Raw genomic sequence first — 13,217 nt, 5'->3', positions numbered from 1 at the left:
TTTTCGGGAAAAAACTAGTTGACGCAATTAGGCCAACTACGCATAATGCGCCCCGCAACGCCGATGAAGGTGACGCGGAAAAGATGGCTACGTAGCTCAGCTGGTTAGAGCACAGCACTCATAATGCTGGGGTCACAGGTTCGATTCCCGTCGTAGCCACCATCTTTTTTGCGGGAGTGGCGAAATTGGTAGACGCACCAGATTTAGGTTCTGGCGCCGCAAGGTGTGCGAGTTCAAGTCTCGCCTCCCGCACCATATCATCTTCTCGGTCTGACATCGCTTTTCGAAGCCTGTTAGTGTTTTGTAGTGATTGGGGTATCGCCAAGCGGTAAGGCACCGGTTTTTGATACCGGCATTCCCTGGTTCGAATCCAGGTACCCCAGCCATTTCAAAACATATGCTGAAAAATTCGTTGTCCTGTTGGGGTATCGCCAAGCGGTAAGGCACTGGTTTTTGATACCAGCATTCCCTGGTTCGAATCCAGGTACCCCAGCCATCTACTTGTTAGTAGAAGATTTGTTGAAGTGAAGTAACATTAGCAGTAGATTTGGCTACGTAGCTCAGCTGGTTAGAGCACAGCACTCATAATGCTGGGGTCACAGGTTCGATTCCCGTCGTAGCCACCATATTTTTGGGGTATCGCCAAGCGGTAAGGCACCGGATTCTGATTCCGGCATTCCGAGGTTCGAATCCTCGTACCCCAGCCAAATAAAGCTGGTAAAACAGCAAAGAAACGGGGCGACAGTCGAAAGACGTCGCCCCGTTTTGTTATGCATGGCGACAAAGTGGCGACAGAAAGACAAAAAGCGCCTCTTGTTATGTTCAATTTTCTTAGCTGTTATTTTGAAGACGGAATTTCCACATGGCATTAACGAAATGCAGAGTGTGTAAAAAAGAAGTATCCATGTCGGCAAAGGTTTGCCCACACTGCGGGATTAAAGACCCAGGCGTCACATTGGGCATATTGTTAGTTATGACAGTTATGCTAGTTGCTATCGGATGGGGAATATTCCGTTGGGTTAGTGGTGATGACGAAAGTACAGCACCAAAAACTTGTAGCTCTACCGATGGGCAATGCCTTTTCAAAGCCAATGTTGTTGACGCGACAGCTCACTGTAAGCCTCTTGTAGAAAAAGCCTCAAAGTACGATTACGAATGGGCTGACGACATACTCGATAATATCTTTTCCCGCTTTTTACTCGACAGCAAAAGCAATCAGCTAACGTTCATCGGCGACAAAGTCAAATTCACAAATAGCTTTAACGCCAAAACAACGATTACATATGCATGCACTTTAGATCTAAAAACTAAAGGAGTGGTTAACTTCGATCTTGCAGAAGGGAAGCTGTAACACCAGAATCCCGGCAGTAGCGCAGGCTGGCCCACCCGTTTGTAGAAAAATAAAATTGATACCTGAAAACCGCAGGCGAGGCGACAGTCGAAAGACGTCGCCCCGTTTTGTTATGTCTGGTATTAACATCATCCGGTGCTAACATATGCAAATCAATCATTCGATTTTCCCAAAAGGGCGGGCATGAAGGTTTTATCGACATCCTCTGTTACTCATGATTTCAGCCACGTTGTGCTGCCACAGCAGAGTGGCGTCGGCCAGTCGCAATGGTCTGTCATACGTGCGCAGTTAAGCAAACTACTACTCAGCGTGGCGTTGCTGTTTTGCTTCATCACATCGACTGATGCGGCTGGCGTCCCTTCTTTTAAGATGTCTTCACAAACGTTCGCTGACCGGATGAATGCCAACCTGAAGAAACTCAATATCCCTCTCGAATTGACCGTTAAGTTGGAAAAGGGAACGTCCGTCGATGATTTTCAGCACATTTTTAATGAGCACGTCGGATTAATTGGGTCGGTAGAGAGTAAAAGCCAGCAACTTAATGGGCTTGTGATCCTCAACGCCGCGTCAGAATCCCCCGATGCAACAAGACAGAATCTGCAAATCGTCACTGCCGCGTTTTCTGCGCTATTGAGCGGAGCGTCATCAGGAGAAAACAGTCTCGAGAGCCCTGAGATGACCGAAATGATGTTCGGCTTGCTTCAGGATAGCCAGACCTCAGGTAAAGGTGTTAGGCAGATAGGACATGTTCGCTTTACGGCAACAACTAATGAGGACACCGATATTATTTTCACCGCCGAACCCGTACAGTAGCGGGCTGCGTCCTCATTATTCATCAGACGCCAATAGCATATTTCAACGCGCGCTGCTTTAACACGCCAGCGCGCTGTGCAACCATCAGCGCCATATTGCGCGCAAAGCTCAGCGGCGGTAACGCATTACTGAACGCGTTATAGAAGAGATCCATCCCGCTTTGCATCATCAGATTATCCGGCATACGGCGACACTGATAGCGGCGTAACACGCGCTCAGAAGCCCATTCTTCTCCTGCATTACGCGCGTTGATTAGCACATCCAGCAGCGCCTCAACGTCACGATACCCCAGATTAACGCCCTGCCCCGCCAGCGGATTGATGGTATGCGCAGCATCGCCCAGCAACACCAAGCCAGGTTTGATATAGGTTTGCGCATGGCGTCTGACCAGCGGGAACGACCCGGCGGAGAGTGCCTTGACCTTGCCCAATCGCTCAGGAAACGCAGCCGCAATTTCTTTATCCAACTGCGCAAGCGGCATTGCCTGAAGCTGGCGAATACGTTGAGGACTGTCATACCACACCAGCGATCCCCACTGGTCAAACAGCGGCAAAAACGCACGCGGGCCGCTCGGCGTGAACTGCTGCCAGGTCACATCCTGCTGGGGCTGCGAGGTCTCAACGCCGATCAACATACAAGACTGACGATACTGCCAGCCGCTGATGCCAATCCCCGCCCACTGGCGAACCTGAGAGTTCGCGCCATCGGCGCCAATCACCAGCGCAGCCGTCAGCTGTTGCCCATCGGCAAGCTGTAAACACCAACCATCATCGGTGCGTTGCAGACTCTGCGGCGTAGCCGGGCAATAACAGTGGCAGCGTTCTTCTTCCTGCAAACTGTCCCAGAGCGCCAATTGCAGCACGCGGTTTTCTACCATAAAACCCAGTTCGGGCAGGTGAATGTCGGCAGCATCAAAAACGACTCTGGCATTCGCCCATTCCCAGGTTTCCAACCGACGGTAAGGCGCGCTACGCATCTGCTGCACCCGCTGCCATGCGCCCAGCTCTTTCAATAGCGCAACCGACGCATAGCCAATCGCCGAGATCCGTAAATCTGGCGGACTGGCGGCATCAAACGGCGTCGGCATGTCCTGCTCAACTACCGCAACCTGAAATCCTTGCTGTGCCAGCCCAAGCACCGCGGCCGCACCGACCATACCACCGCCAACCACAATCGCATCGTAATGCATATTGGCTTTATCCTCTCTGATTCTGGTTTATTCACACCAGTAAAAATGCATGAAAATAGTGTACTGGATTTACGGGTAACTTTTCAGAAAAGCCGCATTTTTATAAAAAGTAAGGAGTTATCAAATCAGCGTGGTTTCCGGCGCTGGTCACAACGTCGGCGAGCGACTACAATACCCATCCCAAATGAGGGGAATCTTTCTTATCCGCACTGAGTAATGGTAAGTCGATGACAAAAAAACTGCATATTAAAACCTGGGGCTGTCAGATGAATGAGTACGATTCATCAAAGATGGCTGATTTACTGGGAAGTACGCACGGCTATGAGCTGACTGAAATCGCTGAAGAAGCCGATGTCCTGCTGCTCAATACCTGTTCGATCCGTGAAAAGGCGCAGGAAAAGGTCTTCCATCAACTTGGCCGTTGGAAAACGCTGAAAGATCTCAATCCGAACCTGATTATTGGTGTCGGTGGCTGCGTGGCCTCACAGGAAGGCGCGCATATTCGTGAACGTGCGCACTACGTTGACGTTATTTTTGGCCCGCAAACCTTACACCGCCTGCCGGAAATGATTAATCACGTTCAGGGCACCCGTAGCCCGATCGTGGATATCAGTTTCCCTGAAATCGAAAAATTCGACCGCCTGCCAGAACCGCGAGCCGAGGGGCCAACGGCTTTCGTCTCCATCATGGAAGGCTGCAATAAATATTGCACATTCTGCGTTGTGCCTTATACCCGCGGCGAAGAAGTCAGCCGCCCATGCGATGATGTGTTGTTTGAAATCGCTCAACTGGCCGCGCAAGGCGTACGTGAAGTTAACCTGTTAGGGCAGAACGTCAACGCCTATCGTGGCGAAACCTATGACGGTGAAATCTGCTCCTTTGCTGAGCTGCTGCGTTTGGTCGCCGCTATTGACGGGATCGACCGCGTCCGCTTTACCACCAGCCACCCGATTGAATTCACTGACGATATTATCAGCGTCTATGAAGATACGCCGGAGCTGGTCAGCTTCCTGCATTTGCCGGTGCAAAGCGGCTCTGACCGCGTGCTGACGATGATGAAACGCCGTCACACCGCGCTGGAATACAAAGCGATCATCCGTAAGCTGCACAACGCGCGTCCAGGCATTCTGATCAGTTCTGACTTTATTGTCGGTTTCCCTGGCGAAACGCAGGCTGACTTTGAACAGACGATGAAGCTGATTACCGATGTGAATTTCGATATGAGCTACAGCTTCGTCTACTCTGCCCGTCCGGGTACACCGGCTGCGGATATGGTCGATGACGTGCCAGAAGAAGAGAAAAAACAGCGTCTGTATCTTCTGCAAGAGCGCATTACCCAGCAGGCAATGCGCTTTAGCCGCCTCATGTTGGGCACCGTCCAGCGTATTCTGGTAGAAGGCACCTCGCGTAAGAGCGTGATGGAGCTGTCTGGCCGTACGGAAAACAACCGGGTCGTCAACTTTGAAGGCACGCCGGATATGATCGGTAAATTCGTCGATGTGGAAATCGTTGATGTTTATACCAACTCGCTGCGCGGCATCGTGGTGCGCACCGAAGATCAAATGGATCTGCGCGTACATGAATCACCGTCTTCCGTGATTGCGCGAACCCGCAAAGAGAATGAGATCGGCGTCGGGTTCTATCAGCCGTAATCGACGTACGTTTCAGTCTCAGCGTGATGATGGGTGGCAAAGCCACCCATTTTTTATGGCAGACCTGGATAGTCTGCCACCCTTCTGGCCGTTGCGATGCAACGTTGAAAAACGCTCCTGCGTTTTTTTATGGCCAGCTATCCGCTTCAATTTCATGCCGCTTACATTTGCTTTTGCGAGGCAGCATCCCAATATCATGATTGTGACTTGCACCATCGGGCATTCACGATGAATAATTCATTCATATGGCTGATACATCAGGCCGTCTGACAACTGTTCATTTTGTGCTGGCAGAACGTGCCAGCGCAGTAACGCTCAAGAGGAATAATTTGAACGTAACGACAAAAGAGATTGCCCTTGAACCCGCAGATAACCAACGCCTGCTCAGCCTTTGCGGTCCGTTTGATGACAATATTAAGCAGTTAGAGCGCCGCTTAGGCATCGAGATCAATCGCCGGGATAACCAGTTTAAGCTGGTCGGTAAAAACCTGCTCACGCAAGCTGCCGCCGATATCCTGCAACGTCTGTATGTCGATACGGCCCCGGTACGTGGCGTCATCGGCGATATCGATCCTGAGCAAATTCACCTGGCGATTAAAGAATCTCGCGTGCTGGAACAGTCTGCGGAGCACGTTCCTGACTATGGCAAAGTGGTCAATATCCGCACCAAACGCGGCGTAATCAAACCGCGCACGCCGAATCAGGCGCAGTATGTCGCCAATATCCTCGATCACGACATCACATTCGGCGTTGGCCCGGCAGGAACGGGGAAAACTTACTTAGCCGTCGCTGCCGCCGTGGATGCACTGGAGCGTCAGGATATTCGCCGTATTCTGCTAACGCGCCCGGCAGTCGAAGCCGGTGAAAAGCTGGGCTTCCTGCCTGGCGATCTGAGCCAGAAAGTCGATCCTTACCTGCGCCCGCTTTATGATGCTCTGTTTGAAATGCTAGGTTTTGAGCGCGTAGAGAAACTCATCGAACGCAACGTAATTGAAGTCGCGCCACTGGCTTACATGCGTGGCCGAACGCTGAACGATGCCTTTATCATTCTGGATGAAAGCCAGAACACCACCATCGAACAGATGAAAATGTTCCTGACGCGCATCGGCTTCAACTCAAAAGCGGTCATCACTGGTGACGTCACGCAGATTGACCTGCCGAAGAATCTGAAATCCGGCTTACGCCACGCGATAGAAGTGCTGGCCGATGTGGAAGAGATCAGCTTTAACTTTTTCCACAGCGAAGACGTGGTGCGCCATCCGGTTGTTGCGCGGATTGTGAATGCCTATGAAGCGTGGGAAAATGCCGAACAGAAACGTAAAGACGCCTTAGCAGAACAGCGTAAGCGTGAAGCACAGGCTGCGGCATCAGATCAGGAGCAAAAATGAGTCAGGTGATTCTGGATTTACAAATCGCCAGCGAGCAAGCACAAGGGCTACCGGAAGAAAAAGACTTTCAGCGCTGGCTGGAAGGCGTTCTGCCACAGTTTCAGGAAGTCTCTGAAGTCACGATCCGTATTGTGGATGAAGCAGAGAGCCGCGACCTGAATAACACCTATCGCGGTAAAGACAAGCCGACCAACGTATTGTCGTTTCCTTTCGAAGCACCGCCTGAGGTCGAGCTTCCTTTGCTTGGCGATTTAATCATCTGCCGTCAGGTTGTCGAGCGTGAAGCCGCAGAGCAGGAAAAAACCGTAGAAGAGCACTGGGCGCACATGGTTGTCCATGGTAGCCTGCATCTGCTAGGGTATGACCATATCGAAGACAGCGAAGCCGAAGAAATGGAAGCGCTGGAAACCGAGATTATGCAAAGTATGGGCTATGCCGATCCTTACCTTGCAGAAAAAGATGGCCTCACCGAATAAATAGAAATACATTTTGTATAGCCCCTAAATAATTCGAGTTGCAAGAAGGCGGCGACACAGCGAATCCCAGGAGCTTACACCAGTAAGTGACTGGGTGAGTGAGGAAAGCCAACGCACATGCAGCTTGAAGTATGACGGGTATAGCCCGAGATCGGGAAGATATCGGGTACTTATCTGCCCCACGTCAGCCGCTGTTTTGATTCCAACGGCTGGCAATAATCCCTTAACAAGAGTGATGTTAATTAAAACGCATGAGCGACGACCATTCTCAAAACAGCGATGCACCCAGTCCCAAAAAGGGCTTCTTTTCTCTTATTCTTAATCAGCTTTTTCACGGCGAGCCAAAAGATCGTAACGGCCTACTCACTCTGATTCGTGATTCCGAACAGAATGACCTGATCGATCCTGAAACACGAGATATGCTCGAAGGCGTCATGGATATCGCCGACCAGCGTGTACGCGACATCATGATCCCTCGCTCGCAGATGATTACGCTCAAGCGCGATCAAACGCTGGAAGAGTGTCTGGACGTGATTATCGAATCCGCCCACTCTCGTTTCCCCGTAATTAGCGAAGATAAAGACCACATTGAAGGCATCCTGATGGCGAAGGATTTGCTGCCGTTTATGCGCAGCGATTCCGAGCCCTTCAGTATGGATAAAGTTCTGCGTTCCGCCGTGGTTGTGCCGGAAAGTAAACGCGTTGATAGAATGCTGAACGAGTTCCGCTCGCTGCGCTATCACATGGCGATTGTCATCGATGAGTTTGGTGGCGTATCCGGTCTGGTCACGATTGAAGATATTCTTGAGTTGATTGTCGGCGAAATTGAAGACGAATATGACGATGAAGAAGACAGAGATATTCGTCAGCTTAATCGCCAGACCTACACCGTTCGTGCTTTAACCGATATCGAAGATTTTAACGAAGCTTTCGGTACACGGTTCAGCGATGACGAGGTCGACACCATTGGCGGCTTGGTTATGCAGTCATTCGGCCATCTTCCTGCCCGTGGCGAAACCATCGACATAGAAGGTTACCTGTTTAAGGTTGCGATGGCGGACAGCCGCCGTATTATTCAGGTTCATGTCAGAATCCCTGACAATGCCCCTCAACCAAAATTGGAAGAATAATTTGGCAATGGTTGTCGCTTCTTTTCTACAACGCCAGCAGGTCAAAGCCCTGCTGGCGCTCTTATTTGGTGCCTGTGGCACGCTGGCATTTTCTCCCTTTGATTTCTGGCCTGCGGCGATTATCTCGCTCATGGGCCTACAGGCACTGACGCTCAACCGTACGAGTCGTCAGTCAGCCTGGATAGGATTTTGCTGGGGATTGGGTCTGTTCGGCAGCGGCGTTAACTGGGTTTACGTCAGCATCGCGCAGTTTGGCGGAATGCCGGGGCCTGTCAATGTCGCGCTGGTCATTCTGCTCGCTGCCTATTTGTCGCTCTATCCATTGCTGTTTGCTGCCCTACTCTCACGCCTGTGGCCGAAAACAACTCTGTGGCGTCTGGCGCTTGCCGCTCCCGTACTCTGGCAGTTAACCGAATTTCTACGCGGCTGGGTGCTCACCGGTTTTCCGTGGCTGCAATTCGGCTACAGCCAAATTGACGGCCCGCTCAAAGGTATCGCGCCTATTCTGGGTATCGACACCATTACCTTCCTGTTGATGAGCCTTAGCGGACTGCTCGTTTATGCCATCAACCAACGAAAAATCGCGCCGGCAGCCATTGCCATCGGCGTTTTCGTTTTATCATGGCCGCTGCGCAACGTGCAGTGGTATACCCTGCAACCTGAACGCGCCGTCAATGTCGCACTGGTACAGGGCAATATCCCGCAGGCCATGAAATGGGAACAAGATGAGCTGTTGAACACGCTGAAGATCTATCTGGATAACAGCCTGCCCTATATGGACAAGGCCCCCATAGTTATCTGGCCAGAAACGGCAATTCCTGATATTGAAAGCCGTCAGGGTGCTTATCTGAAGCAAATTGACGACATTCTGCGTAGCCGTAATAGCAGCCTGATTACGGGTATCGTCGATATCCGGCGTGAGGGTAATAAAACCGATTTTTATAACTCAGTGATCGTTTTGGGTGACAAAGATCCGTATCACTACCCCACAACGAACCGTTACAACAAAAACCATCTGGTACCTTTTGGCGAGTTTGTCCCGCTGGAAACGTTGTTACGTCCGCTGGCGCCGTTCTTCGATCTCCCCATGTCGTCGTTCAGCCGCGGAGACTACGTTCAGCCTCAGCTTTCTGTGCACGGCTTCAAGCTCAACGCCGCCATTTGTTATGAAATCATCTTAGGCCAGCAGTTGCGGGATAACTTCCGGCCAGACACCGATATGCTGCTGACCATCTCGAACGATGCTTGGTTTGGTCATTCAATCGGCCCGTGGCAACACTTCCAGATGGCACGCATGCGCGCACTGGAATTAGGGCGTCCTCTGATTCGTAGTACCAATAACGGCGTCACCGCGGTGATTACCCCTGATGGCAATGTCAGCGCCAGTCTGCCGCAGTTTACGCGTGCGGTGCTGAGCACGCAGGTCGTGCCAGCAACGGGGATAACGCCTTATGCGCGCTTCGGTTCCTGGCCGCTCTGGATCATTACGCTACTAGGCGGTGTCGCTGCCGTTTTCTTCGGTTTGCGTCGCCGATAACCCGCCCCTCTTCCCATCCCTAAAGGCATGCTTTTGCATGCCTTTTTTTATTTATGGCACGGTATTTGCCTCTTATTACCCTGTAAAGGGTTGTTTCTGTATTTTTTTGGATATTACGTCGGCGTAAAGCTCTCTATTGGGGCAAGTAACGCACCAAATTGGTGCCACCCTCTGACATTGCTGTTATTTGGTGCGGCGGATATCGCAAAAAACAAACATTTCTATTTCAATCTATTTACAATCAGCTACTTTTTAACTGTATAGACAGTAACTTCGCGCTTTAACGGTGCAGCGTTATCACAGATAAGTCGCAAAGCATCATCAGTGATACAGCAATACGATGTTAGCTTGAAGACAATGTTAACTTGAAGATGACAGGTATATAACGACAGCAAAGGAGTTAGAACATGCAAATGCGTAAACTGGCATTATCACTGCTTCTGCTTGGCACCGCCGCCAGCGTAGCTCAGGCTGAAGATCTGGCCGGTACATTGAAAAAGGTCAAAGATAATGGCGTGATCGTCATTGGACACCGCGAATCGTCCGTGCCTTTTTCCTACTATGACAACACGCAAAAAGTGGTCGGCTACTCTCAAGCCTACTCTGACAAAATTGTTGAAGCGGTTAAGAAAAAACTGGATGCGCCTAATCTGCAGGTCAAGCTACTCCCTATCACCTCTCAGAACCGTATCCCGCTGTTGCAGAACGGTACCTTTGATTTTGAATGTGGTTCAACGACTAACAACCTGGAACGTCAGAAACAAGCCGCGTTCTCTAACACCATTTTCGTGGTCGGTACGCGTCTGTTAACCAAAAAAGATTCCGGCGTAAAAGACTTCCCGGATCTGGCGGGTAAAACCGTCGTAGTGACTTCCGGCACCACCTCTGAAGTTCTGCTGAACAAGCTGAATGAAGAAAAACAGCTGAAGATGCGTATCATCAGTGCGAAAGACCACGGTGACTCCTTCCGTACGCTGGAAAGCGGCCGTGCTGTCGCCTTTATGATGGATGACGCGCTGCTGGCGGGCGAACGTGCGAAAGCGAAAAGCGCCGATCAGTGGGACATCGTCGGTAAAGCGCAGTCTGAAGAAGCCTACGGCTGTATGCTGCGTAAAGACGATCCGCAATTCAAGAAACTGGTTGATGACACCATTGCTGAAGTTCAGACCTCCGGTGAAGCTGAAAAATGGTTCGATCGCTGGTTCAAACAGCCTATTCCGCCAAAAGACCTCAACCTGAACTTTGAACTGTCAGATGAAATGAAGGCCTTGTTCAAGGCGCCAAATGACAAAGCGCTAAACTAATTAATAATGAGAATAAGGGCAGAGCTATCTGCCCTCTGATTGCTGATTCGTGGCAGGACAGACAGGCATGTGATGGTCGTTCCCCATCACATGTTGCCCCGAGAAATTTCGATAAACAGGAAAATAAACAATACACCTGTAGTTTGAAACAGAACGGGAATATGGCCGCTCATCAATCTTCAGGGTAGCTTCGCTACCCTTTTTTTACCGGAGTTCGTTATGTCAATAGATTGGAACTGGGGCATATTTCTACAAGCCGCCCCCTTCGGCAACACAACCTACCTCGGGTGGATTTTGTCCGGGCTGCAAGTCACCGTCACATTATCTATCTGTGCCTGGATTATCGCCTTTCTTATTGGTTCTCTATTTGGAATCCTGCGTACCGTCCCAAATCGTTTTCTTGCGGGTATTGGAACCTGCTACGTCGAACTATTTCGTAACGTCCCACTAATTGTCCAGTTCTTTACCTGGTATCTGGTGGTTCCCGAGCTGCTTCCCGTCAACATCGGTATGTGGTTTAAAGCCGAGCTAGATCCGAATATTCAATTCTTCCTGTCATCAATGATTTGTCTGGGACTCTTCACCGCCGCGCGCGTTTGTGAGCAGGTGCGTGCAGGGATTCAATCGCTACCACGCGGCCAGAAAGCCGCCGGGCTGGCGATGGGCCTGACGCTGCCGCAAACCTACCGCTATGTGTTACTACCGAATGCATACCGTGTGATTGTTCCACCGTTGACGTCAGAGATGCTGAACCTGGTAAAAAACTCGGCCATCGCGTCTACGATTGGTCTGGTTGATATGGCGGCACAGGCGGGGAAACTGCTGGACTATTCCGCCCACGCGTATGAATCCTTTACCGCCATCACGCTGGCGTATGTTGGTATCAATGCCGTCATTATGTTGATTATGCAGGTCGTTGAGCGAAAAACCCGTTTGCCGGGCAATATGGGGAGCAAATAAATCATGCATGAATTTGACTGGAGCTCAATTGGGCCAAGCATGCCGTACCTGATTCAGGGGATGGTTGTCACACTCAAAATTACGCTAACAGCGGTGGTCTTCGGGATTGTTTGGGGCACGATTCTGGCGGTGATGCGTTTGTCGCCTATCAAGCCTATCAGTTGGTTCGCCAAGCTGTATGTGAACCTGTTCCGCTCCGTGCCTCTCGTCATGGTGCTGCTGTGGTTCTATCTGGTGGTTCCTAGCTTATTACAAAATGTGCTTGGGCTATCGCCGAAAACCGATATTCGACTGATTTCAGCTATGGTAGCCTTCTCGCTGTTCGAGGCAGCCTATTATTCGGAAATCATTCGTGCGGGTATTCTCAGCGTGTCACGCGGTCAATCCTCCGCGGCACTCGCATTAGGCATGACACACTGGCAATCCATGAAGCTGGTTATTCTGCCGCAGGCATTCCGCGCGATGGTTCCACTGCTGCTGACGCAGGGGATTGTTTTGTTCCAGGATACCTCGCTGGTTTACGTGCTCAGCCTCGCTGATTTCTTCCGTACCGCCTCAACCATCGGCGAGCGTGACGGAACACAAGTTGAAATGATCCTGTTTGCCGGTTTCATTTATTTTCTCTTCAGCATTTCAGCCTCAATGCTGGTCAGTTACCTGAAAAAAAGGACGGTTTGATGATTTCCCTGAAAAATGTTTCTAAATGGTACGGCCAATTTCAGGTGCTAGCCGACTGCTCCACAGAAGTAAAAAAAGGTGAAGTTGTGGTCGTCTGCGGGCCTTCTGGCTCTGGTAAATCAACCCTGATCAAAACCGTAAACGGTCTGGAACCAATTCAACAAGGTGAAATTACCGTCAATGGCATTGCCGTTAACGATAAGAAAACCAATCTGGCCCAGTTGCGTTCCAAAGTCGGGATGGTATTCCAACACTTTGAACTGTTCCCGCATTTATCAATTATCGAGAACCTGACGCTGGCGCAGGTGAAAGTGTTGAAACGTAATCGTGAAGAAGCCAAAGCTAAAGCGCAGAAGCTGTTGGAACGCGTTGGGTTGTCAGCACACGCCAACAAATACCCAGGGCAGCTTTCCGGTGGTCAGCAACAGCGTGTCGCCATCGCGCGCGCACTGTGCATGGATCCTATCGCGATGCTATTTGACGAACCGACATCCGCGCTTGATCCAGAGATGATCAACGAAGTGTTGGACGTTATGGTTGAATTGGCGCAGGAAGGCATGACCATGATGGTCGTCACGCATGAAATGGGCTTTGCCCGTAAAGTGGCGCACCGCGTGATTTTTATGGATGAAGGCAAAATCGTTGAAGACACCCGCAAGGATGATTTCTTCAATAATCCACAGTCCGAACGCGCGAAAGACTTCCTGGCGAAAATCCTGCATTAATACTCAGATAAAGC

12 protein-coding genes and 6 tRNA genes are annotated in these 13,217 nt (G+C 50.6%); 17 read left to right on the top strand and 1 reads right to left on the bottom strand.

Annotation, left to right across the window (positions count from 1 at the left end):
* Positions 1-85: 85 nt before the first annotated feature.
* The 8 genes from HP572_RS03735 to HP572_RS03700 all read left to right on the top strand — a co-directional run bounded on the left by HP572_RS03735 (position 86) and on the right by HP572_RS03700 (position 2,164).
* Positions 86-162 (top strand) — tRNA-Met (locus HP572_RS03735).
* Positions 163-170: 8 nt separating this feature from the next.
* Positions 171-255: transfer RNA gene (locus HP572_RS03730), tRNA-Leu, on the top strand.
* 56 nt (positions 256-311) lie between these two features.
* Positions 312-386, top strand: a tRNA-Gln gene (locus HP572_RS03725).
* Positions 387-421: 35 nt separating this feature from the next.
* Positions 422-496 (top strand) — tRNA-Gln (locus tag HP572_RS03720).
* A gap of 53 nt (positions 497-549) precedes the next feature.
* Positions 550-626, top strand: a tRNA-Met gene (locus HP572_RS03715).
* A 6-nt stretch (positions 627-632) separates the two neighbouring features.
* Positions 633-707 (top strand) — tRNA-Gln (locus HP572_RS03710).
* Between the two features lie 155 nt (positions 708-862).
* The gene (locus tag HP572_RS03705; protein WP_240584805.1) at positions 863-1,351 is read left to right on the top strand and encodes a hypothetical protein; all 489 of its coding nucleotides are present in this window, start codon (positions 863-865) and stop codon (positions 1,349-1,351) included.
* Positions 1,352-1,534: 183 nt separating this feature from the next.
* On the top strand, positions 1,535-2,164 hold the full coding sequence (locus tag HP572_RS03700; RefSeq protein WP_240584804.1) for a hypothetical protein: 630 nt from the start codon (positions 1,535-1,537) through the stop codon (positions 2,162-2,164).
* 22 nt (positions 2,165-2,186) lie between these two features.
* Here the strand turns inward: HP572_RS03700 and ubiF are convergent, their stop codons facing one another.
* Positions 2,187-3,353, bottom strand: coding sequence for a 3-demethoxyubiquinol 3-hydroxylase (gene ubiF / locus HP572_RS03695; RefSeq protein WP_240584803.1), 1,167 nt, complete (start codon positions 3,351-3,353; stop codon positions 2,187-2,189).
* Positions 3,354-3,580: 227 nt separating this feature from the next.
* Between ubiF and miaB the strand changes: the two genes are divergently transcribed.
* The 9 genes from miaB to HP572_RS03650 all read left to right on the top strand — a co-directional run bounded on the left by miaB (position 3,581) and on the right by HP572_RS03650 (position 13,203).
* On the top strand, positions 3,581-5,005 hold the full coding sequence (gene miaB, locus HP572_RS03690) for a tRNA (N6-isopentenyl adenosine(37)-C2)-methylthiotransferase MiaB (RefSeq protein WP_010285423.1): 1,425 nt from the start codon (positions 3,581-3,583) through the stop codon (positions 5,003-5,005).
* A gap of 329 nt (positions 5,006-5,334) precedes the next feature.
* Positions 5,335-6,393 (top strand): PhoH family protein, encoded by a 1,059-nt coding sequence (locus tag HP572_RS03685; RefSeq protein ID WP_014914633.1) that lies wholly within the window; start codon positions 5,335-5,337, stop codon positions 6,391-6,393.
* Positions 6,390-6,869 (top strand): rRNA maturation RNase YbeY, encoded by a 480-nt coding sequence (ybeY, locus tag HP572_RS03680; protein WP_039275337.1) that lies wholly within the window; start codon positions 6,390-6,392, stop codon positions 6,867-6,869. The genes HP572_RS03685 and ybeY overlap by 4 nt, the downstream gene beginning before the upstream one ends.
* A 251-nt stretch (positions 6,870-7,120) precedes the next feature.
* Complete coding sequence (gene corC / locus HP572_RS03675; RefSeq protein WP_010298789.1) at positions 7,121-7,999, top strand: CNNM family magnesium/cobalt transport protein CorC; 879 nt, start codon at positions 7,121-7,123, stop codon at positions 7,997-7,999.
* A 7-nt stretch (positions 8,000-8,006) separates the two neighbouring features.
* Positions 8,007-9,536: an apolipoprotein N-acyltransferase gene (lnt, locus tag HP572_RS03670; protein WP_240584802.1), complete on the top strand. Its 1,530-nt coding sequence runs from the start codon at positions 8,007-8,009 to the stop codon at positions 9,534-9,536.
* 407 nt (positions 9,537-9,943) lie between these two features.
* A complete protein-coding gene (locus HP572_RS03665) occupies positions 9,944-10,840 on the top strand; it encodes an amino acid ABC transporter substrate-binding protein (protein ID WP_040032949.1) in 897 nt (298 codons plus the stop codon).
* A gap of 219 nt (positions 10,841-11,059) precedes the next feature.
* Complete coding sequence (locus HP572_RS03660; RefSeq protein ID WP_039472509.1) at positions 11,060-11,800, top strand: amino acid ABC transporter permease; 741 nt, start codon at positions 11,060-11,062, stop codon at positions 11,798-11,800.
* Positions 11,801-11,803: 3 nt separating this feature from the next.
* Complete coding sequence (gene gltK / locus HP572_RS03655) at positions 11,804-12,478, top strand: glutamate/aspartate ABC transporter permease GltK (protein WP_205552630.1); 675 nt, start codon at positions 11,804-11,806, stop codon at positions 12,476-12,478.
* On the top strand, positions 12,478-13,203 hold the full coding sequence (locus HP572_RS03650) for an amino acid ABC transporter ATP-binding protein (RefSeq protein ID WP_205552632.1): 726 nt from the start codon (positions 12,478-12,480) through the stop codon (positions 13,201-13,203). Before gltK ends, HP572_RS03650 begins: the two co-directional genes overlap by 1 nt.
* The last annotated feature ends 14 nt before the right edge of the window (positions 13,204-13,217 follow it).

This window comes from Pectobacterium sp. PL64 (genome assembly GCF_022477975.1).
GTDB lineage: Bacteria > Pseudomonadota > Gammaproteobacteria > Enterobacterales > Enterobacteriaceae > Pectobacterium > Pectobacterium jejuense.
Note: the sequence above shows the minus strand (reverse complement) of the source record. Positions and strands in the feature narration are given on the sequence as shown.